The organism is Caulobacter sp. CCNWLW153, from assembly GCF_036889365.1.
In the GTDB taxonomy this organism is placed as follows: Bacteria; Pseudomonadota; Alphaproteobacteria; order Caulobacterales; family Caulobacteraceae; genus Caulobacter; species Caulobacter radicis.
Genome location: NZ_JBAKFV010000019.1, coordinates 63381 through 84527 on the forward strand (window position 1 = coordinate 63381; position 21147 = coordinate 84527).

At 68.4% G+C, this 21147-nt stretch carries 21 protein-coding genes; 15 read left to right on the forward strand and 6 right to left on the reverse strand.

Annotated features, from left to right (window positions below; translation table 11 throughout):
• Window positions 1-537: 537 nt before the first annotated feature.
• The 9 genes from ftsQ to V6S85_RS23445 all read left to right on the forward strand — a co-directional run bounded on the left by ftsQ (window position 538) and on the right by V6S85_RS23445 (window position 10873).
• Window positions 538-1446, forward strand: coding sequence for a cell division protein FtsQ (gene ftsQ / locus V6S85_RS23405; protein WP_116566372.1), 909 nt, complete (start codon window positions 538-540; stop codon window positions 1444-1446).
• Between the two features lie 33 nt (window positions 1447-1479).
• Window positions 1480-2805: a cell division protein FtsA gene (gene ftsA / locus V6S85_RS23410; protein ID WP_101711281.1), complete on the forward strand. Its 1326-nt coding sequence runs from the start codon at window positions 1480-1482 to the stop codon at window positions 2803-2805.
• Window positions 2806-3234: 429 nt separating this feature from the next.
• Complete coding sequence (ftsZ, locus tag V6S85_RS23415; protein WP_334350443.1) at window positions 3235-4782, forward strand: cell division protein FtsZ; 1548 nt, start codon at window positions 3235-3237, stop codon at window positions 4780-4782.
• Between the two features lie 282 nt (window positions 4783-5064).
• Window positions 5065-5535: an Lrp/AsnC family transcriptional regulator gene (locus tag V6S85_RS23420; RefSeq protein ID WP_101719015.1), complete on the forward strand. Its 471-nt coding sequence runs from the start codon at window positions 5065-5067 to the stop codon at window positions 5533-5535.
• A 275-nt stretch (window positions 5536-5810) separates the two neighbouring features.
• Window positions 5811-6929 (forward strand): histidinol-phosphate transaminase, encoded by a 1119-nt coding sequence (gene hisC / locus V6S85_RS23425; RefSeq protein WP_334350444.1) that lies wholly within the window; start codon window positions 5811-5813, stop codon window positions 6927-6929.
• Between the two features lie 29 nt (window positions 6930-6958).
• On the forward strand, window positions 6959-8020 hold the full coding sequence (hppD, locus tag V6S85_RS23430; RefSeq protein ID WP_334350445.1) for a 4-hydroxyphenylpyruvate dioxygenase: 1062 nt from the start codon (window positions 6959-6961) through the stop codon (window positions 8018-8020).
• A 159-nt stretch (window positions 8021-8179) separates the two neighbouring features.
• Window positions 8180-9457, forward strand: a complete 1278-nt coding sequence (gene hmgA, locus V6S85_RS23435) for a homogentisate 1,2-dioxygenase (protein WP_334350446.1) — start codon at window positions 8180-8182, stop codon at window positions 9455-9457.
• 25 nt (window positions 9458-9482) lie between these two features.
• Window positions 9483-10487 (forward strand): fumarylacetoacetate hydrolase family protein, encoded by a 1005-nt coding sequence (locus V6S85_RS23440; RefSeq protein ID WP_334350447.1) that lies wholly within the window; start codon window positions 9483-9485, stop codon window positions 10485-10487.
• On the forward strand, window positions 10484-10873 hold the full coding sequence (locus V6S85_RS23445; protein ID WP_442885731.1) for a Rieske (2Fe-2S) protein: 390 nt from the start codon (window positions 10484-10486) through the stop codon (window positions 10871-10873). Before V6S85_RS23440 ends, V6S85_RS23445 begins: the two co-directional genes overlap by 4 nt.
• 159 nt (window positions 10874-11032) lie before the next feature.
• On the opposite strand, the gene V6S85_RS23450 is transcribed toward V6S85_RS23445, so the two are convergent.
• On the reverse strand, window positions 11033-11398 hold the full coding sequence (locus tag V6S85_RS23450) for a c-type cytochrome (RefSeq protein WP_116566362.1): 366 nt from the start codon (window positions 11396-11398) through the stop codon (window positions 11033-11035).
• A gap of 131 nt (window positions 11399-11529) precedes the next feature.
• Here V6S85_RS23450 and V6S85_RS23455 point away from each other — a divergent pair, with 131 nt between their 5' ends.
• Window positions 11530-12096, forward strand: coding sequence for a GNAT family N-acetyltransferase (locus tag V6S85_RS23455; protein ID WP_334350448.1), 567 nt, complete (start codon window positions 11530-11532; stop codon window positions 12094-12096).
• Window positions 12097-12117: 21 nt separating this feature from the next.
• On the opposite strand, the gene V6S85_RS23460 is transcribed toward V6S85_RS23455, so the two are convergent.
• The 3 genes from V6S85_RS23460 to V6S85_RS23470 form a co-directional block, all read right to left on the reverse strand.
• Complete coding sequence (locus tag V6S85_RS23460; protein WP_334350449.1) at window positions 12118-13467, reverse strand: hypothetical protein; 1350 nt, start codon at window positions 13465-13467, stop codon at window positions 12118-12120.
• A 223-nt stretch (window positions 13468-13690) separates the two neighbouring features.
• The gene (locus V6S85_RS23465) at window positions 13691-14512 is read right to left on the reverse strand and encodes a flagellin (protein ID WP_116566356.1); all 822 of its coding nucleotides are present in this window, start codon (window positions 14510-14512) and stop codon (window positions 13691-13693) included.
• 319 nt (window positions 14513-14831) lie between these two features.
• The gene (locus V6S85_RS23470; protein WP_116487324.1) at window positions 14832-15176 is read right to left on the reverse strand and encodes a hypothetical protein; all 345 of its coding nucleotides are present in this window, start codon (window positions 15174-15176) and stop codon (window positions 14832-14834) included.
• Between the two features lie 74 nt (window positions 15177-15250).
• Between V6S85_RS23470 and V6S85_RS23475 the strand changes: the two genes are divergently transcribed.
• Complete coding sequence (locus tag V6S85_RS23475) at window positions 15251-16234, forward strand: helix-turn-helix transcriptional regulator (RefSeq protein WP_116566352.1); 984 nt, start codon at window positions 15251-15253, stop codon at window positions 16232-16234.
• On the opposite strand, the gene V6S85_RS23480 is transcribed toward V6S85_RS23475, so the two are convergent.
• The gene (locus V6S85_RS23480; RefSeq protein WP_116566460.1) at window positions 16231-17241 is read right to left on the reverse strand and encodes a DNA topoisomerase IB; all 1011 of its coding nucleotides are present in this window, start codon (window positions 17239-17241) and stop codon (window positions 16231-16233) included. The genes V6S85_RS23475 and V6S85_RS23480 overlap by 4 nt on opposite strands.
• Before the next feature lie 105 nt (window positions 17242-17346).
• Between V6S85_RS23480 and rlmJ the strand changes: the two genes are divergently transcribed.
• From rlmJ to phaH, 3 genes are all read left to right on the forward strand, one after another.
• A complete protein-coding gene (gene rlmJ / locus V6S85_RS23485; RefSeq protein WP_334350450.1) occupies window positions 17347-18171 on the forward strand; it encodes a 23S rRNA (adenine(2030)-N(6))-methyltransferase RlmJ in 825 nt (274 codons plus the stop codon).
• A gap of 4 nt (window positions 18172-18175) precedes the next feature.
• Window positions 18176-19456 carry a chromate efflux transporter gene (gene chrA / locus V6S85_RS23490; RefSeq protein ID WP_334350451.1) on the forward strand — a complete coding sequence of 427 codons (1281 nt, stop codon included), beginning with the start codon at window positions 18176-18178 and terminating at the stop codon, window positions 19454-19456.
• A gap of 84 nt (window positions 19457-19540) precedes the next feature.
• Entirely contained in the window at window positions 19541-20230 is a 690-nt protein-coding gene (phaH, locus tag V6S85_RS23495; RefSeq protein ID WP_334350452.1) for a phasin PhaH, read from the forward strand.
• A 9-nt stretch (window positions 20231-20239) separates the two neighbouring features.
• Here the strand turns inward: phaH and V6S85_RS23500 are convergent, their stop codons facing one another.
• The gene (locus tag V6S85_RS23500; RefSeq protein ID WP_334350453.1) at window positions 20240-20701 is read right to left on the reverse strand and encodes a PaaI family thioesterase; all 462 of its coding nucleotides are present in this window, start codon (window positions 20699-20701) and stop codon (window positions 20240-20242) included.
• A 113-nt stretch (window positions 20702-20814) separates the two neighbouring features.
• Here V6S85_RS23500 and V6S85_RS23505 point away from each other — a divergent pair, with 113 nt between their 5' ends.
• Window positions 20815-21129, forward strand: a complete 315-nt coding sequence (locus tag V6S85_RS23505) for a DUF3253 domain-containing protein (protein WP_334350454.1) — start codon at window positions 20815-20817, stop codon at window positions 21127-21129.
• Window positions 21130-21147: the final 18 nt, after the last annotated feature.

The window sequence follows — 21147 nt, forward strand, 5'->3', positions numbered from 1 at the left end:
ATCCCGGAAGTCGCGTAGCGGCTATCCGGGACCCAGGGGGACTGGACATTGCAGTTGGGTTGGGCTCCCAGCGGTCGCCGACGCAGTGCAGCGGCCCCTGGGTCCCGGCGCTACGCTTCGCTTCGGCCGGGATGGCGGGCGAGGCTAAGACACTCCCCGCGCGTGCGGCGCGTCGCCGCGACCCTCGGGTGAGTCAAAACGCCGCAAAGCGCGGCCGTTCATACTTTATGTGCTCATCCACAGATTTGCGGCGCCGCATCATCGCGCCCCAAAGCCCCGCCCAGGCAGGGAAAACACGCCGTAAACCCAGGCGCTGCAAGGCGGAAAGGCGTTAACGCCTGTCCCAGAATGGTGCGCGTCTTGGTTGCCGAGGCGTAACGCGACGGCCTCTTCGTTATCCCGGCATTAACGACCTTCGGGCCTTTCTACGCCTCCGTAGGCGCTTCGCCCGAAACCGCCCCGTCGTCGAACGACGGTCGGGATCGGAGAGGCGCTCAAGGGTTCCGTTTTTCTAGTGTCTGATGGTGGAGGACGCTTATGCCCGCGGCAGTGCGGGGGGGACCGCGCAAGCCAGCGCGCCCCCGGGCCGAAGCGCCCGCAGGTCCGAACAAGGCTCGCCCGGCTCAGCAACAGCAGCCGGCGGGGAAGCTGCATGCCGCGCGCGGCGGCGTCGGCGTGTCGCCGACCCTGGCCCTGGGCGTCGCCGGCGGCGCGCTCGCGCTCGCCCTGGTCGTCACCCTGGCCACCGGCCACCGCGCCGAGCGCCTGGGCCAGGCGATGGTCCATGGCGTCGACGGCGAATTCGCCAACCTGGGCTTCAAGCTGAAGGCCGTGCACGTGACCGGCGCCTCGGCCACCGCCCAGGCCGACATCCTGAAGGCCAGCGGTCTCTACCAGGACCAGCCGACGCTGGGCATGGACCTGGTCGATCTGAAGTCCCGCGTCGAGGGCGTGGGCTGGGTGAAGTCGGCCAAGGTGGTCCGCCTGCTGCCCGACACCGTGATGATCGCCGTCGAGGAGCGCCCGGCCCTGGCCGTGTGGCAGCACTCGGGCCGCCTGAAGGTGATCGACGCCGAGGGCCGCATCATCCGCGAGGCCGACGCCGCGCGCTTCCCGCACCTGCCGCTGGTGGTGGGGCAGGGCGCCGACCAGGCCGCCGGAAACATCCTGCCGGCGGTCAACGCCCGGCCGCGCCTGCGCGATCGTCTCGAAGCGCTGGTGCGCGTCGACGACCGCCGCTGGGACCTGCGATTGAAAGATGGCTCGCTGATCCAGCTGCCGGCCATTGACGAAGAATCCGCGTTGATTCAATTGGATCAACTGGACCAGCGGCAACGCATCCTCGATCTCGGCTTCGCGCGCATCGACCTGCGCGATCCCGAGATGGTGGCGATCCGGCCCCGAGACTCCGTGCTGCCCGGGCAGCCGGTGGCCAACGGGGCGTAAGAACAGAAACGATGGACTGAGGTGACCCTGACCATGTCGCGACTTGAGGACCGGAGACAGGCCCGTGACGGCCTGAAGGCGACGCTCGTGCGTCAGCCCGCGGTCGCGGCCGTGGACCTGGGGGCGTCGAAAGTCACGTGCTTCATCATGAAGGCGGACGGCGTCCACCGTGACAACCGCACCCTGACGACCGCCGGGGTCGGCTACGTGCAGTCGCGCGGCGTGCGCGGCGGGGCCATCGTCAATCTGGACGAAGCCGCCCAGGCGATCGCGCAGGCCGTGGAGCGCGCCGAGACGGTCGCCGGCGTCAGCGTCCAGGGCGTCAGCGTCTGCACCGCGGGCGGCCAGTTGGCCAGCCACCGCGTCCACACCCAGGTCTCGCTGGGCGCCCGCCCGATCGCGGACGGCGACCTGTCGCGCGCAATCTCGTCGGCCCTGGCCCAGGTGCGCCTGCCGGGCCGCAAGCCCGTGCACCTGCTGCCGATCGCCTGGTCGGTCGACGGCCAGAAGGGCATCCGCGACCCGCGCGCCATGTTCGGCCGCTCGCTGGGCCTGGAGCTGCTGGTCGTCTCGGTCAACGAGAACATCTTCCATACCCTGGCCCACTGCGTCGAGCGCGCCCACCTGTCGTTCGAAGGCATCGTCGCAGCGCCCTTCGCCTCGGCCCTGGCGGCCCTGGAAGAGGACGAGATGGACCTGGGCGCGGTCTGCATCGACATGGGCGGCGGCTCGACCTCCGTGGCGGTGTTCAACAACGGCGCCCTGTGCCACGTCGACAGCCTGGCCGTCGGCGGCGGGCACGTCACGCAGGACATCGCGCGCGGTCTGCAGACCTCGGTCGCCGGCGCCGAGCGCATCAAGACCCTGCACGGCAGCGCCATCGCCTCGGCCAACGAGGACCGCGAGATGATCGAGGCCCCGCCGCGGGGCGACGATCCTGGCGCGGGTCCCGTCATCGCGCCGCGGTCCCTTCTGAAGGGCATCATCCAGCCGCGCGTCGAGGAGACGCTGGAACTGCTGCGCGAGCGCCTGAAGGCCTCGGGCGCGCCTGTGGAGCCGGGCGCGGGCATCGTCCTGACCGGCGGCGCCAGCCAGCTGGCCGGCGTGCGCGAAGTGGCCGTGCGGGTGTTCGACCGTCCGGTGCGCCTTGGCCGTCCGCGCCGGGTTCCGCACCTGGCCGACGCCGCCTCGGGGCCGGCCTTCTGCGCGGCCGCCGGGGTGCTGCATCGCACGGCCTTCGGTCCGCGCGAGGTGGTGTCGCCCAAGACCCTCAGCGGCGGGCAGGTGCGCAAGCGCCCGATGGACCCCAACGCCTCGCCGGTGGCCAAGGCCGCCGCCTGGCTGCGCGACAACCTCTAAGCCCTCGTCTCGACGCGGAAATTCGTCAGCGCCTCGCCCGAAAGGGCGGGGCGTTTTCGTTCGTCTGGACCAAATCGCCCGGCTCGCCCAATGGGCGAATTAACCCTGTCGTTTAACTTTCTAAGTGCCTGAATGGCCAAACAGTGTAGTTTCGCGCCCCCGAATCCGAGGGCCTGGACGCAAAAAACAGGCCAGCGGCGTTCCGCCGCACAGGGGTTCCGGCCCAGCTTGTAAACCAAGGAGTTCCAAGCAATTCCTTTGGATAACTCGCTTTTTTCCCTGTAAGCGGGATCGACCTGCAGCCGACTCAGATTATGGCTTTAACCGCCAGTTAACGATGGTGGTTGTTCTGTTAACCCGATCGTCGAGGCGTTACCGACTTGCGGTCGGTTCATTTGGCGAATTCGGCGTAAGGACGCGAGGGTCCCCATGGCTATTTCTCTTTCGGCGCCGCGCACCACCGAGCTGAAGCCGCGTATCGTGGTCTTCGGGGTCGGCGGCGCGGGCGGCAACGCCGTCAACAACATGATCGAGGCGGGCCTCGAGGGTGTTGAGTTCGTCGTCGCCAACACGGACGCCCAACAGCTCCAGTTCGCCAAGACCGACCGTCGCATCCAGCTCGGCGTGCAGATCACGCAGGGCCTGGGCGCCGGCGCGCATCCCGAAGTGGGCATGAGCGCCGCCGAAGAGAGCTTCCCCGAGATCGGCGAGCACCTGGAAGGCGCTCACATGGTGTTCATCACCGCCGGCATGGGCGGCGGCACCGGCACCGGCGCGGCCCCGATCATCGCCAAGTGCGCCCGTGAGCGCGGCATCCTGACCGTCGGCGTGGTGACCAAGCCCTTCCACTTCGAAGGCCGTCACCGCATGCGCCTGGCCGACGCCGGCATCCAGGAGCTGCAGCGCTACGTCGACACCCTGATCGTCATCCCGAACCAGAACCTGTTCCGCGTCGCCAACGAACGCACGACCTTCGCCGAAGCCTTCGGCATGGCTGACCAGGTGCTGCACTCGGGCGTGCGCTCGATCACCGACCTGATGGTGCTGCCGGGCCTGATCAATCTCGACTTCGCCGACGTCCGCACGGTCATGACCGAGATGGGCAAGGCGATGATGGGCACCGGCGAGGGCACCGGCGAAGACCGCGCCCTGATGGCCGCCCAGAACGCCATCGCCAACCCGCTGCTCGACGAAGTGTCGTTGAAGGGCGCCAAGGCCGTGCTGGTCAACGTGACCGGCGGCATGGACATGACCCTGCTCGAAGTGGACGAGGCCGCCAACGCGATCTCGGATCAGGTCGACGCGGAAGCCAACATCATCTTCGGCGCGGCCTTCGACCCGTCGCTGGACGGCGTGATCCGCGTGTCGGTGGTCGCCACCGGCATGGACGGCGCCTCGATCCAGCAGATCGAGCCCAAGCCGGTCGCCCGCAACACCCAGGCCCCGCCGCTGCTGGCCGAGACCTCGCGTCCCGCCCCGCAGCCGGCTCCGCAACCCGCTCCGCAGCCGGTCGCCCAGGCTCCGGCCCAGCCGGAAATCCGCCCGGGTTCGCGCTACGAAGCCCGTCCGATCGAACGCCCGACCGCCACGGCCTATCCGGAACCGGCCTACGAGCCGGCCCCGCAGCCGCACGCCCAGGCCGACCTCTACGCCCAGCCGGAAGCCGCCTACGAGCCGGAACCGGTCTATGAGCCGGCCCCCGCGCCGCGCGTCACCCGCATCGTCGACCCGATGGTCGCCGAGGCCGACGACGAGCCGCTGTACAGCGATCACTACGAGGATCGCCGTCAGCAGAAGAGCGGCGGCTGGATGAGCCTGTTCGGCGGCGGTCGCCAGCAACGCTACGAGCCGGCCCCGCAGCCGCAGGCCCGCCAGACCGGTTCGGCCCGTCCGCAAATGCAGCCGATCGATCCGCCCCAGGCCGACGACGGCGAGGATCTCGAGATCCCGTCGTTCCTGCGTCGCCTGGCCAACTGAACACCGAGTTAGTACCAGTAAGCGTAACAGTAAGCGTAAAGCGTAAGTCGAAGCGCCCGGGTCCTCTGGCCCGGGCGTTTTGCTGTCTGGGGCTTAGGTGCTCCCTCTGAAGGGGGAGCTGTCGCGGAGCGACTGAGGGGGGGGGGAGTGGCTTGTGGGCTGGCTGCGTTGAATTCGGCAGTCACTTCCCCCTCCGGCCCTTCGGGCCACCTCCCCCTTCTGGGGGAGGATCGCAGAGCAAACTCGTCATATACTGCCGCCAAATCAGCTGATCCGGTCACGATGAAGCTCACGCGCACAGACAAGAAGATCCTCGACGTCCTGCAACGCGACAGCGGGGTCACCAATGTGGAGCTGGCCGATCGGGTGGGGCTGTCGCCTAGCCCGTGCCTGCGCCGGGTCAAGCAGCTGGAGGCCGCCGGCCTGATCAGCGGCTATGTGGCCCTCCTGGACCGGCGCAAGGCCAAGCTGGACCTGCTGGCCTATGTCGAGGTCGCGGTCGATCGCCACAACGAGGCGGCCGCCGAAGCCTTCAAGGAGGCCATCCTGCGTGAGCCCCTGGTGGTCGGCTGCCACGCCATGACGGGCAGCTACGACTACCTGCTGCGCGTGGTGGCCCCGAACCTGGACGCCTACGCCGAATTCACGATGAAACGGCTGCTGAAGATGCCGGCGGTCAAGGACATCCAGTCGAGCTTCGTGCTGGAGACCATCAAGGACTCCACAGCCCTGCCGCTGGATTACCTGGAGTAGGCCAAGATCCCCCTTCCCCTTTGATGGGGAAGGGGCGGGGATGGGGGTGACTGCGGCGTTTGGTTCTGATGCGGCGGTGAAGGTTGAACACGCGGCTCCACCCCCATCCCAACCCTTCCCCCATCAAGGCGGAAGGGCTTTTCGTGTGGTGAGTTTCGAAGATTTCAGGTCATAAAATGACCCATTCGGTCTCTGTGCCGGTCATCATCGCCACAACGCGTCTCCATGCCTGACCTATCCTGACGGCCGTATCCCCGACTTCCGGAGCGGCCGTCATGCTGGTTCTCGATCGCAAGCCCCAAGCTCCCGCCCAGACGCCGATGCGCGCCGCCCTCGACGGCGTCGTGGCCTACAAGGCCGGCATGACCCTGGCGGAGGCCGGTCGCCGCACGGGCCTGTCAGACTTCGCCAAGCTGGCCAGCAACGAGAACCTGCTGGGCGCCAGCCCCAAGGTCGCCGACGCGGTGATGGCCGCCGTGGCCGAGCCGCAGATCTATCCCGACCCCTATTGCGAGACGCTGCGCGCGGCCATCGGCCAGCGCCTGGGCGTTTCCTCGAACCGCATCGTCGTGTCGCCGGGCTCCGAGGCCCTGATCGACTACGTGTTCCGCGCCGTACTGGCGCCGGGGGACGAGATCCTGCTCTCCTCGCCGACCTTCCCGGCCTACGACATCTTCGCCCGCTGCGCCGAGGCGACCATCGTCGACGTGCCGCGTCTGCCGAACTTCGACCTCGACGTCCCGGCCGTGGCCGCGGCGGCCGCCAAGGGGCCGAAGCTTCTGATCCTCTGCACGCCTAACAACCCGACCGGCAACGCCCTGTCGAAGGAAGCCGTCGAGACGGTGCTGGCCGCCACCCCGAAGTCCACCCTGGTGTTCGTCGACGAGGCCTATCGCGAATATTTCGAGACCTACGACATGCTGGCCGTGCTGGAGGCCTGGGGTGGTCCCTGGATTGCGGCGCGCACCTTCTCCAAGGCCTATGGCCTGGCCGGCATGCGGGTGGGCTACGGCATCGCCTCGTCGGAAGAACTGATCGCCTATCTCGACCGCCTGCGCCCGCCGTTCAACGTCACCGCCGTCAGCCAGGCCGCCGCCCTGGCCGCCTGGGAGGATCGCGAGCATCTGGCCTCGACCGTCGCCCTTACCCTGGCCGAGCGCGCCCGCGTCGAGGCGGCGCTGGACGAGATGGGTGTCGAATACACCCGCTCCGAAGCCAATTTCGTCTTCCTGCGCACCCCCGCTGGCCCCGAAGCCACGGCCATGCGTTTGTTGCACGAAGGGCTCATCGTCCGTCCGACGCCCGTCAAGGGCGGCTGGGTGCGCATCACCATCGGCCGGCCGGCCGACAACGACCGCCTGATCGCCGGCCTGCCGGCCGCGCTGGTCCCGTAATAACGACAACGAGCCTTAGGGAGGCTTCCATGCCCGTCACGTCCGACAACCCCCTCGGCCTGAACGGCTTCGAGTTCGTCGAATTCACCAGCCCCGATCCGGCGGCGATGAAGGCGATCATCGAGCAACTGGGCTTCGTGCCCGCCAGCGTCCACCCGACCAAGGCCGTGACCCGCTACAAGCAGGGCCGCATCAACCTGCTGGTCAACGAGGAAGCCGCCGGCCAGGTCGCCGACTTCCGCGCCGCCCACGGTCCGTCTGCCAACGGCATGGCCTTCCGCGTCGGCGACGCTGAGCAGGCTTTCGAAGACGCACTGAAGCGCGGGGCGAAGGCCGCCGACGCCAGCCGCTCGGTGCTGGGAGCCGACGCCAAGGTGCTGGAAGGCATCGGCGGGTCCTTGCTCTATCTCGTCGAAGGCGAGGGGAGCATCTACGACGCCTGGACGCCGGTTCCTGGCGCGGCCGAGGCCGAAGCGGCCAATTCGGTGGGCCTGGATCTGCTCGACCACCTGACCCACAACGTCAAGCGCGGCCAGATGCGCACCTGGTCGACCTTCTACAATCAGGTCTTCGGCTTCGAGGAGCAGAAGTACTTCGACATCAAGGGACAGGCCACGGGCCTGTTCAGCCAGGCGATGATCGCGCCCGACAAGGCCATCCGCATCCCGCTGAACGAGAGCCAGGACGACAAGAGCCAGATCGAGGAGTTCATCCGCCAGTACAACGGCGAGGGCATCCAGCACCTGGCCCTGACGACGGAGAATATCTATGACACCGTCGAGCGCCTGCGCGCCCGCGGCGTGAAGCTTCAGGACACCATCGAGACCTATTACGAGCTGGTCGACAAGCGCGTGCCCGGCCACGGCGAGGACCTGGAGCGCCTGCGCAAGAACCGCATCCTCATCGACGGAAATGTCGGCGACGAGGGCCTCCTGCTGCAAATCTTCACCGAGAACCTGTTCGGCCCGATCTTCTTCGAGATCATCCAGCGCAAGGGCAACGAGGGCTTTGGCAACGGCAACTTCCAGGCCCTGTTCGAGAGCATCGAGCTGGACCAGATCCGCCGCGGCGTGATCACGGTCGACGCGTAAGGCGTTCGCGCAAAAATACCTTCGTCGTCATCCCGGCCGAAGCGTAGCGTAGAGCCGGGACCCAAGGGCGGTGCGTACGGCCCCTGGGTCCCGGATAGCCTCTTCGAGGCTTCCGGGATGACGAGAGAAAAAGTGCTGGGAAAAGGCACGGAAACGCACATGGACCTCCGCTACCAGACCGGCTTCGGCGCCCACTTCGCCACCGAGGCCGTGACCGGCGCCTTGCCGGTCGGGCAGAACTCGCCGCAGCACGTGCCGTTCGGCCTCTATGCCGAGCAGATCTCCGGCACGGCCTTCACCGCGCCCCGGCACGAGAACCGCCGCAGTTGGCTCTACCGCCTGCGGCCCAGCGCCGGGCACGGACCGTACCAGCCCTACGATCAACCGCGCCTGACCAGCGCCTTCGACGGTCCGGCGACGCCCAACCGCCTGCGCTGGAGCCCCATCGAGATCCCCGCCGAGCCGACCGATTTCGTCGATGGCCTGGTGACCCTGGCCGGCAACGGCGACGTGGCGGCCCAGGCCGGCATGGGCGTGCACCTGTATCTCGCCAACGCCTCCATGAAGGACCGGGTGTTCTACGACGCCGACGGCGAGCTGCTGATCGTGCCGCAGCAGGGCGTGCTGACCCTGGTGACCGAGATGGGCCGCCTGAAGGCTGGACCCGGCCACATCGCGGTGATTCCGCGCGGCGTGCGCTTCCGCGTCGAGGTGGACGGGCCCTCGCGTGGCTATGTCTGCGAGAACCATGGGGCGGCCCTGCGCCTGCCGGAACTTGGGCCGATCGGCTCCAACGGCCTGGCCAATCCGCGCGACTTCGAAACGCCGGTGGCGGCCTTCGAGGACGTGGATGCGCCGACGCAGGTGATCCAGAAGTTCCAGGGCCAGTTGTGGGCCGCGCAGTGGGATCACAGCCCGCTGGACGTGGTGGCCTGGCACGGCAACCTCGCGCCGTACCGCTATGACCTGGCGCGATTCAACACCATCAACACGGTCAGCTACGATCATCCGGACCCGTCGATCTTCACGGTGCTGACCTCGCCCAGCGACACGCCCGGGACGGCGAACGTGGACTTCGTGATCTTCCCGCCGCGCTGGATGGTGGCCGAGCACACCTTCCGCCCGCCCTGGTTCCACCGCAACGTGATGAGCGAGTTCATGGGCCTGGTGCACGGCGCCTATGACGCCAAGGAAGGCGGCTTCGCTCCGGGCGGCGCGAGCCTGCACAACTGCATGAGCGATCACGGCCCCGACGTGGCCAGCCATCGCAAGGCCGTCGACGCCGAGCTTGGCCCGCACAAGATCGACAACACCCTGGCCTTCATGTTCGAGAGCCGCTGGGTGATCGCGCCGACGAAGTTCGCGCTGGAGCATCGCGCGCTTCAGGCCGACTATGATGCGTGCTGGGACGGGTTTCCCAAGGCCCGCCTGCCGTAACCAGAACAGGAAGAGGAAGCGCCGAATGAAGCTCGCGTCTCTGAAGGGCGGCCGCGACGGCCGGCTGGTCGTGGTGTCGAACGACTTGGCCTGGTGCACAGACGCCGGGACGATCGCGCCGACGCTGCAGGCCGCGCTCGACGACTGGGAGCGCTGTGAGCCCTTGCTGCGCGGGCTGGCCGAAAGCCTCGAGCACGGCGGCGTGCCCAAGGAGCGCTTTCACGAGCACGACGCGCTGAGCCCGCTGCCGCGCGCCTACCAGTGGGTGGACGGCAGCGCCTACGTCAATCACGTGCAGCTGGTGCGCCAGGCGCGCGGCGCGGAGATGCCGGAAAGCTTCTGGACCGATCCCCTGATGTACCAGGGCGCGTCGGACGGCTTCCTGGCCCCCCGCGACACCATCCCGCTGGCCGACGCGGCCTGGGGCTGCGACCTGGAAGGCGAGGTCGCCGTCATCGTCGGCGACGTGTCGCTGGGAGCCAGCCGCGAGGAGGCCCTGGCGGCCATCCGCCTGGTCATGCTGTGCAACGACGTCTCCCTGCGCAACCTGATCCCGGCCGAACTGGCCAAGGGTTTCGGCTTCGTGCAGTCCAAGCCGGCCAGCGCCTTCTCGCCGACGGCGGTGTCGCCCGACGCCCTGCCGGGCTGGAAGGACGGCAAGTTGCATGGCGCGCTGCTGATCGAGCTGAACGGCCAGGACTTCGGCCGCGCCGACGCCGGCGTCGACATGACCTTCGACTTCGGGACCCTTGTGGCCCATGCGGCCAAGACCCGGGCCCTGTCGGCCGGCACCATCGTCGGTTCGGGCACGGTTTCGAACCGCGACGCCGACGGCGGTCCTGGCAAGCCGATCGCGCAGGGCGGCCTGGGCTATTCGTGCCTGGCCGAGGTGCGGACCGTGGAGACCATCCTGCACGGCGCCCCGCAGACGCCGTTCCTGATGGGCGACGACACCGTCCGCATCGAGATGAAGGACGCCAAGGGCCACACCATCTTCGGCGCCATCGAACAGACGGTCGAGCGGGTTTGACGCAAGACGCCGCCGTCCCCCAGATCGAAAAGGGCGGACGCGTCTGGTCGACGCGGGCCGGGATCAATCTTGGCCCGCTGGACCTGATCGCCGACGGGGCGGCGCGCAACTACGTGCTGCAGATCGGCGAGAACCGCTTCCACGGCTTCGTGGTGCGGCGAGGCGAGGCGGTGTTCGGCTATGTCGACCGCTGCCCGCACGCCGGCCTGCCGCTGGCGCAGCAGCTGGACCAGTACCTGACGCCGGATGGCGGCATGATCGCCTGTTCCTGGCATGGGGCGGTGTTCGCCATCGAGAACGGGGCGTGCCTGGGCGGACCGTGCGCCGGCGGCCGCCTGACGCCCTGGCCGGTGACGGTCGAGGACGGCAAGGTCCGGACGGCCTGATCGCGGGCAAAAGAAAAGCCGCCCTCCAGGAGAAGAAGGCGGCCCAGTGAATTGGGAGGAAACGCCCAGGAAGGGCAGGACCTATATAGCGGCTTTCGCTGCGCGTGACAACGTTGTCATGAAGTTTTCGGCGAAAATAGTTCGCCGCGCGTCCGGGCCCTATTTCCGCCGACGCGCGGCGGCGATCTCGGCCGGCGTGATCGCCTTGCCCTTGTTGCCCCAAGACGTGCGCGCATAGGTCAGCAGCCCGGCGAGGTCGGCGTCGGTGAGGTCGTCCTTGAAGCCGGGCATCTCGTTCTTGCCGTTCAGCACGATGGAAAGCAGGGGCTTGGCGTCGCCCTGGACCAGCGGCGCGCCGGCCAGGGCCGGATAGGCGCCCTTGACGCCCTTGCCGCTGGCCTGGTGGCAGGCGGCGCAGTTGTCGTCGTAGAGCGTCTTGCCCGGCGGGGGCGCGGCCAGGGCCGAGGCGGCGGGCAGGGCGGCCCCGGCCAGGACCAGGGCGGCGAAGGTGGTGTTGCGGTACATCAGGTCCCCCGGGGAGGGTGTCGGCGACTCGACGGCGTCGGCTCCGTCGCCGGGCAGGTTAGCCGAGGCGGACGGCCGCGAGATAGGGCGCCGGGTCTTGCACCAGCGCCGGGCCGGGTTATGTCGGACCCATGACCGATCTGACCCTGCGCCTGGCCAGGCCCGAGGACATCCCCGTCCTGACCGCGCTGATGAACGCGGCGATCGCCGAACTGCTGACGCCGTTCCTGCCGCCGGAAGGCGTGGAGGCCTCGTTCGAGGTCATGGGCCTGGACAGCCAGCTGATCGCCGACGGCACCTATTTCGTCGTCGAGGACTTCTCGTGCGAGGGCAGGGGCGAGATCGCCGGCTGCGGAGGCTGGAGCCGTCGCGCGACCCTGTTCGGCGGCGACCACTCGGCGGGGCGCGACGCGGCCATGCTGGACCCGGCCCGCGACGCCGCCCGCGTGCGGGCGATGTATACTCACCCCGATCACGTGCGTAAGGGCGTGGGTCGGATGATCCTGGCGGCCTGCGAGCAGGCGGCGGCGGGCGAGGGCTTCACCCGCGCCGAGATGGCCGCGACCATGGGCGGCGTGCCGCTGTACGAGGCCTGCGGCTATACGCTGATCGAGCCGTTCACCGCGCCGACGTCGAAGGGCTACGACGTGCCGCTGGCGCGGATGGGCAAGGCCTTGGGACCGGCCCCGGCGCGCTAGACGCCGGAGCCGGCCGCCGGCTCATTTGACGAAGAGCTTCTGGTTGCTGGCGATCATCAGGTCCAGCAGGCCTTCGGGCTGGGTCATGAAGTCCATGGGCAGGGTGCCGTAGGGCATGACCCCGTTTTCGATGATGTAGTCGAAGATGTGGGCGTTGATCATGTAGAAGCCCTCGGCGACGCCGCGTGGGAGTATCGCCGCGTTCGAGCCGCTGAGGAAGTTCAGGAACCACACGCCCGGCCGCCAGCTGTTCATGTACCTCTCGATCAAGGCGATCTTGTCGGCGACCGGGAACGAGTTGAGGCCATATCGATCCTGGATCGCATAGGGTTCGCCCGCCGAGTTGAGCAGGTATCCGCCCGCTTCGGTGAAGCTGTCGCTGTCATCCGGCCATTTGAAGGTGTCCGAGCCGCTCAGGTTCTTGAAGTCGATCATCTCGATGCCGCGGCAGTGGAGATACTTGGTGCTGGCCTTGTCGAACGGATAGCGCCGCATGAAGACGATCTTCTGCCGCAGGTCCTTCAGGGGTTTCTGGTGGGTGTCGATTTCGAAGTGTTCGAGCCAGCTGTCGCCGCCGAAGGTGTTGTTCAGCGCGCGGCGCACCAGGCTGATGACGCTGTCGTGGAAGTAGTCCTCGGCGCCGGAGTTTATGCACATCACGATCGTTTCCTCGGTTCCCCGGTGCTTGAGGAACTCGGCCATCGGCGCGAGGCAGTCCTTCTCGAAATACTTCCCGGTGTTCGAAGCGCCGTGGATGATCTCGAGCGGGTAGGTGGAATCCAGGCGGATATCGAAATAACGGGCGCCCTTGTCGAGCTGTTCGCCGATCGACAGGTCCTGGCAGCGGCTGAGGGGGATGATGTAGGCGGCGGTGCCGGCGTCGTGAGAGCCAGGCAGGTTGACGTCGCGCAGATGGCAGTCGCCGGGAAGCTTCGACATCCAGGTCTTGGGATCGATCTTCGGGATCAGGACGATAGTCAGCTTGCCGTCGCTCGCGTCGGGGGAGGCGGGGTGCTGGGCTTCCAGCACCTGGAAATGGGGCGCGGCGTCGCCGAACGTGGGCAGGTAGCCCTTCCGGCAGCCCATGTTCTTGGCCAGGTCGGGCGCGGTGACAGGCCGCACGTCAGCCAGCGTGCCGACTTCGCCCAGCGGCGTGGCGAAGCTCAGGCGGAATTCCGCTGAGTTATGGCCTTGGACGAGCGCCTGCGGGCTGGCGTCAGTCCTTCCGTATGGAGGGATTTGGCCGCCGCTGAACACCAGGGGGTTCTGTTCGCCGGGCTGGGCCCAGTCCTTAGCGTTGACGAGCGTGGTCGTGATGCTGACCGGGTGACCGGTCATGTTGATGATCTGCAGGGTGCAGTCGGTGCTCATAAGGCAGCTCCGTTATGCCGGCGACCACAGGGGCGTGGCCAGAGGCGTCGATCCGCCGTCGGTTTTCGGGCATCGGTGCGGCTGCTCGCTATGCAAGAAGCGTCACGAAATACAATTTATGGAAAAAGTTTGGGCGAGCCGTGCTCGAGCCCGTCGCGCCTCGGCGCGAAGAGTGGGGCGGGCCAAGGCGGCCCGCCCCGGTAGTCTTGGTCGTCGGTTCCGCTTAGCGGAACAGGCTCAGGATCGAGCTCGACGACTGGTTGGCGATCGAGAGCGCCTGGATGCCCAGCTGCTGCTTGGTCTGCAGGGCTTGGAGCTTGGCGCTTTCCTTGGCCAGGTCGGCGTCGATCAGGTTGCCCACGCCGGCGTCGAGGCTGTCTTGCAGCTTGCCGACGAAGTTCAGGTGGGTGTCCAGACCGGTCGAGCTGGTGCCCAGCGAGGCCAGCTTGTTGGTCGCCGTTTGCAGGGCCGTGTCGATGGTGGTGATCATCGTCTTGGCCGCGGCGGCGGTCGTGAAGGTGGTCGTGGTGCTCAGACCGATGCCGGCCAGCGACAGGGTCTTGGAGTTGACCGTGATGCCCGACCCGTCCGAGTTGGCCAGGTAGGTCAGCTTGGTGGTCTTGCCGTCGATGATGCTGGCGCCGTTGAACTTGGCGTTGCTGACGGCCTTGGTGATCTGGTCGCGCAGCGAGTTGAAGTCGGCCTTCAGCGCGTTGAACGACGCGGTGTTCAGCGAGGTGTCGGAAGCGGCCAGGGCCTTTTCCTTCATCTTGCCGAGCAGGTCGGTCACGGTGTCGCCGGCGGCCAGGGCGACGTCAATGGTGGACTGACCGCGTTGCAGCGAGTCCTTCACGGCGTTGATCGAGGACGAAGTGGCCGACTGGTTCTTGGCGGTGGCCCAGATGGCGCCGTTGTCCTTGGCGGAGCCGATCTTCTTGCCGGTGTTGATCCGCTGTTGGGTGACACCGAGCTCGTTGTTGGTCGAGTTCAGGTTCTGCAGGGCGATCATCGCCCCCGAGTTCGTGTTGATGCTGTTCAGCGCCATTACGAAGACTCCTTCTTGAGGTGTCCGACGTCATTTTGACGGCCGGAGGGCTTTTTGCCCTGCTGCAATGTTTCGCAATCTTCTTGACATTGAGTGAAAATGTCGCGGTTACCGGCGCGTTTACTGTGGTGATTTGTTAACCGAGATTGATGCAGCCGGCGTGACTGAATCGAGCTCGATGTCGACATGAGGCCCTTAGACTCAACGGGTGTCGGCTAGTCTCTGAAACCCTTGCCGGAAACGGAGAAAGCCGGGCTGGCGGCCCGGCTTTCACGCTCGAAGATTCAAGTTGTTCCTCGGCGCGCGGTGTCGGGAAAGGTCACGCGCAGAGGCGGGCCGGCTCGGGCTCGTGGTCTTCGGCGTCGAACAGGTCAAAGGCCTCTTCCCAGGCCGCCAGACGGGTTTCGCGCAGGGCCGCGTCGTCGATCACCCGCACAAGCTGGTCCTCGCGGTCGTTCCACACCAGCCCGACGTCGGTCGCCCGCTCGGCGTCGCCGCCCAGCAGCAGGATCACGTCGGCCTTGGCCGCGCGTTCGGGGCTCAGACGCATCAGGGTGCGGCCGCCGCCCAGGTCGCGGTGGATGTCGGCGAAGGCCAGCACGGCCGAGATCATCGCGGCGCTGACCGGACGAACGTGCCAGGGCTGGCAGGCGAGGCGGCTCATGTCGGTTTCTCCGAACGATTGCGATGCTCCCTTTTCCACGTGCGTTGCGACAGAAACGGTCGTAATGATCCGGAATGAGACATGAGAAGGCGACGAAGCTGCTCGACCTGGCCCGCCGGCTGGCCAGTTCTTCCGAGGGGCTGACCCTGGACGAGATGGCCCAGGCGATGGAGGTGGGGCGGCGGACCGCCGAGCGCATGCGCGACGCGGTGTGGTCGGCCTTCCCGCAGATGGAGGCGATCGAGGACCCGCCCACCCGCCGTTTTCGTATTCCATCGGGCCTGGACAGCCTGTTCCAGACCCCGACCGCCGAGGAGCTGGCGGCGCTGCGCACGGCGGCCGATTCCAACGCCGCCGCGGGCGCGGAGGCGCGAGCCTCGGCGCTGTATGCGCTGGAGGGCAAGCTGCTGTCGGCCCTGAAGGGGTCGGCTCGTCGGCGCGTGGCCCCCGACGTCGAGGCCCTGGTCCAGGCCGAGACCATCGCCGTCCATGCCGGTCCGCGCCCGTTCGAGGACCAGGGCGTGCTGGCCGAGATCCGCTCTGCGGTGAAGGGGCTGACGGCGCTGTCGTTCCGCTACGAGGGCGGCAGCCAGCCGGGGCGCACGCGCACGGTGACGCCGCTGGGCATCCTGTTTGGGCGCAGCAACTACCTGGTGTCGCTGGAGGGGCAGAGTCCGCGCCCGCGCACCTTCCGCCTGGATCGGATGAGCGAGGTCGAAGCCCTGGACAAGCCGGCCTCGCCGCCGGCCGACTTCTCGCTGCAGGCCTTCGCCGCCGAGAGCTTCGGCATCTATCACGGCGAGATCGAGGACGTGGTCCTGCGCATCAAGCCCGAACGGGCCGAGGACGCGCTGCGCTGGCGCTTCCACGCGAACCAGGTGGTGACGCAAGGACCGGACGGCGTCGTCACCGTGGCTTTCCGGGCCAGCGGCATGCTGGAACTGGTCTGGCACCTGTTCACCTGGGGCGACGCGGTGGAGATCGTCTCGCCCGAGAGCCTGAAGCACAGGATGATCGAGGAGCTGGAGAGAGCGCTGGCGGCCCATCGGCGCAGCTAGGCGGCCACCAGCCTCAGCAGCGCCAGCTCCCGCGCCCTGGCCGAACTCGCCCGTCGCCTGGGCAGGGCGCTGGCCTCGAAGGCTTCGAGCACGCGGGGATGGATATAGGCGGCGCGGCAGACGGCCGGGGTGTTGCCCAGCAGGCCCGCCACGGCCTTGATGCAGAGGTTCAGGGCCTTCTTCGCCTCGGTCTTGCTGGCCGGGGCGGGTTGGAGGCTCAGCGCCTCGAGCGCCGCCAGCGAGCCGTACCATGTGCGGAAGTCCTTGGCCGAGAAGTCCTCGCCGGCCACGGCGCGGATGTAGTCGTTGACGTCGTGGCTCTCGATCGAGCGACGTTGGCCATCCTCGTCGAGATACTGGAACAGGCGCTGTCCCCGCAGGTCCTGGCAGGCGCGGACGATGCGCGCCAGGCGTCGATCGCGAAAGCCCGTGCGGTGGACCTTGCCGCTCTTGCCCTTGAACTCGAACATCGCCCCGCCGCCGGCCAGTTTCAGGTGGCGCTTCTGCATGGTGGTTAGGCCGAAGCTCTTGTTGGCCTTGGCGTATTCGTCGTTGCCGACCCGGATCAGGGTCAGTTCCAGCAGGCGCACGACCGCGGCCAGAACCTTCTCGCGGGGCAGGCCGCGACGGGAGAGGTCGGCTTCCACCCGCTTGCGCAGGCGCGGCAGCGCTCGGCCGAAGGCGGCCATCCGCTCGTACTTGCGCGCGTCGCGGTCGGCCCGCCAGTCTGGGTGATAGCGGTACTGCTTGCGGCCCTTCTGGTCGCGGCCGACCGCCTGGATGTGGCCGTTGGGATCGGGGCAGATCCAGACGCCCGTCCAGGCCGGCGGGATGGCGAGGACGCGGATGCGCTCCAGCGTCGCCTCGTCCTTGACCGGCCGGCCATCGGCGTCGGCATAGGCGAAACGGCCGGGCCTGCCGAGACGGGTAAGGCCCTGTTCCTGGTCGTTGACATAGGCCAGCAGGACTTTCTCGGCCGCCTGGGTCTCGTTGGTGTCGCGGGCCACGGCGCTCACCGCGCGCCGAAGACGGAAAAATGCCGGGTCATGCGTTCGCTCCCAACCCAATCCCGGCCAACGTGGTAGAGGGTTCGTCCGTTCCGGGGAGCTTCGATGAACTACCGCCACGCCTTTCACGCCGGCAACTTCGCCGACCTGCAGAAGCACGCGATCCTGCTGGCCCTGCTCGAAGCCCTGACCGTGGACGAGTCGCCGCTGGCGGTGATCGACACCCACGCCGGCGCCGGGGCCTACGACCTGCGCGGCGACATGGCCCAGAAATCCAAGGAAGCCGCCGCCGGCATCGGCCGCCTGCTGGCCGAGGGCGATGCGCCCGCGCCGTTCGCGCCCCTGCTGAAGGCGGTGGAAGAGCTGAACGTCGGCGCGGCCGACGCGCCGCTCTATCCCGGCTCGCCGCTGCTGATCGCCCGCGCCCTGCGGCGCAGCGACCGCTACACCGCCTGCGAGCTGCGCGACGACGACTTCGACCAGTTGCGCAAGGTGCTGGGGCCCTATGCCTTCGCCCAGGGCCTGAAGGCCGACGGCTACGCCACGGCCGAGGCGCGCGCCGGGCGCGGCGGGCGCACCTTCGTGCTGATCGACCCGCCGTTCGAGCGTCCCGACGACTACGCCCAGTGCGTGGCCACGGTGCGGGCGGTGCGCAAGGTCGATCCGGGCGCGGTGCTGGCCATCTGGACGCCGCTGAAGGACCTGGAGACCTTCGACGCCTTCATCCGCGCGCTAGAAAACGTCACCGATGACGCGCTAGTGGCCGAGCTTCGCCTGCGGCCCCTGCGAGACCCGATGAAGATGAACGGCAGCGCTATGGTGCTGGTCGGCGCCCCGGCGGCGATCGAGCCGAGGGTCAGCGAGATCACCACCTTCCTGGCTGAACGCCTGGGCGAGCCCGGCGCGGCCGCCCGCATCTGGCGCGCCTGATCCTGTGAGCACGGCGCCGAGCCTTCGTCAGGCCTGCGCCGTCTGGTTCAAGGTCGGCTGCCTGGGTTTCGGCGGACCGGCCGGGCAGATCGCCCTGCTGCATCGCGAGGTGGTCGAAAAGCGCGGATGGGTCGACGAGGACCGCTTCGCCCACGCCTTGAGCTTCTGCATGCTGCTGCCGGGCCCCGAGGCCCAGCAACTGGCCACCTGGCTGGGCTGGCGGCTGCACGGCGTGCGCGGCGGGCTGGCGGCGGGGCTGCTGTTCGTGCTGCCGGGCCTTGCGGCGATGCTCGGGCTTTCGGCGCTTTATGTCGTCCACGGCCAGGCGCGATGGGCCGCGCCGGTGCTGCTGGGGCTGAAGGCGGCGGTGGTGGCGCTGGTGCTGCAAGCCCTGCTGCGCATGGCCGGGCGCGCGGCGCGTGGACGGGCCGGCGCCGTCGCGGCGATCCTCGCCTTCCTGGCCCTGACCTTCACCATCGCGCCGTTTCCGCTGGTGATCCTGGTCGCCGGCCTGGGCGGCTGGCTGTGGGGTGCGCGAAACGGGGCGGTCACGACCGATGTCGAGATCCCGCCGCTGAAAGGCGCGGGGAGGGCGGCGCTGGTATGCCTGGCCGCCTGGCTGGGCCCGGTGGCCCTGGCCTTCCTGCTCGCGCCGCGTTCGGCCCTGGCCCAGATCGGGGCGGTGTTCAGCGGCCTGGCGGTGGTCAGCTTCGGCGGCGCCTATGCCGCCCTGGCCTATGTGGGGCAGGTATCGGGCGAGCTTGGCTGGCTGACGCCGGGCCAGATGCTGGACGGCCTGGGCCTAGCCGAGACCACGCCGGGGCCGCTGGTGCTGGTCTTCGTCTTCGTCGGCTTCGTGGCCGCCTGGCGCGACGCCGATCCCACCCTGGCCTGGCCGATGGCCGTGCTTGGCGGGCTGATGGCGGCCTGGGCGACCTTCGCGCCGTCGTTCCTGTGGATCTTCGCCGGCGGACCGTTCGTCGAGCGGCTGCGGGGCCATGCCCGGGCGGTCGCGGCCTTGTCGTGGGTCGGCGCGGCGGTGGTCGGGGTGATCGCCAGCCTGGCGCTATGGTTCGCCGTTCACTTGCTGTTTCGGACGGGGAACGAGGCGGCCTGGAGGCCGTTCAGGGCGACGCTGCCCGACCTCGCCAGTCTCGATCCGGCCGCTCTCGGCCTGGTGGCGCTCGCCTGCGGCCTGACCTTCGCCATCCGGCTGCCGATCCTGGCCCTGGTGGCGGTGATGATGCTGGCGGGCGCGGCCTGCTCGATGCTTCTGGCAGGCTGACGCAAGGGTAGCATTTTTGCGCTTGCGAAACGGCGTTCCATGCTATGCTGCGCCGCACAATCTCGATCGACGGAGTGAACGGCCATGGTTTCCTCGTCCTTCCCGCCCTCGTCTTCCGAAAGTTCCCAGACCCCTTCGACCAACGTGCTGCTGGGCGCGGCCTCGCCCCTGTGGGCGGTGTTCGGCGGAGCGGCCGCCGCGGGCGCGGCCTGGTGGTGGTGGTCCAACCGCTGGCGCGAGGCGGTGAACCTCGAAGCCCTGATCGCCATCGCGCCCGAGCCGGTGTCGCGCGGCGTGATCGACGAGCCCGCGCCGGCCCTGGTCGAGGCGCCGGTCAAGGTGGTCGAGGCCGTGGCGGCCGAGGTGGAGCCGGTCGTCGAGACCGTGGCGACGGCGACCGTGGAGGTCGTCGAGGCCGCCGCCGAAGTTCCGCCGGCCGTCGTCCAAGCCTCGGCCGAGGTGGTCGAAGCCGTCGTCGAGACCGTTCCCGAGCCCGTCGCCGAAGCCGTGACCAAGCCGATCGAGACCGTCGAAAAGGTCGCCGCCCCGCTGGTCGAGACCGCCAAGGCGGCGGCCGACGACCTGACCCTGCTGGTCGGCATAGGCCCCAAGCTGGCCGCCTCGCTGGCCGACCTGGGCGTCACCCGTTTCAGCCAGATCGCCGCCTGGAGCGCCGATGAGCTCGACAGCTTCGACAAGCTCCTGAGTCTCAAGGGCCGCGCCGAGCGCGACGCCTGGGTGGCCCAGGCCAAGCGGCTGGCGGACGGGGCGTAACGCGCCGCCCTAGGCGGGTCCGCCCATCGTCCAGATCTTCTTGATCACGCCGGAGAAGGTCAGCATCGGCTGGCCGCCGGTGGTCAGCAGGCCGCGCACGAAGATCATCGAGCCGCCGGCGCGGACCACCTCGCCGGTCGCCTCCACCAGGTCTCCGGCCTTGGCCGGGCCCACGAAGTCGCCGTTCAGCGAGACGGTGACGGCCTTGGCGTTGTCGAGTTCGCGCCAGGCGATGGCGAACAGCGAGAAGTCGGCGAAGGTCAGCATGCAGCCGCCGTGCATGAAGCCGCCGCCGTTCATGTGGCGCGGCTCGGCGCGGAAGGCGCAGCGCACCTTGCCCTCGTCCTCGCGGAAGTAGAACGGCCCGGTCCGGTCCTCGAACGGATCCAGCCCCGCCCAGGTGCGCCAGCCGGCCCACTCGCCGTCCTCGATCAGCCTCGGCCCGCTGACGATCTCGTTGCCGCCGTCCATGCCCTGCGCTCCCGTAGTTTCTCGTTGTTATTGCGGTCCAGCTAAGCCCCCTCGGTGCGTCGAGGCAAGCCGCCCGCTTACGTCGAAGCCCGAACCGTGGCATGGCTTTTCCCATGACCACCCCGATCCAAGACACCATCCTCTCGCAACTGGCTGGCCTTCCGGCCGGCAAGTCCATCGACCCGATGTCGGTGGCCAAGGCCATCCAGCCCGAGCGCTGGCAGCGCCTGCTGGGCCATATCCGCACCGACGCCGTCGAACTGGCCAAGGAAGGCAAGATCGTCATCCTGCGCCACAACAAGCCGGCCAATCCCGAGAAATTCCGGGGCGTCTATCGCCTGCGCCTGCCGATGGAGGGCGATCCGACCAGCTTCCCGGACGACGTGGAAGACGGCGCCGACGACGTGGCCGACGGCGCAGAGGACTGATCGCTTCGAGGCCCGCCG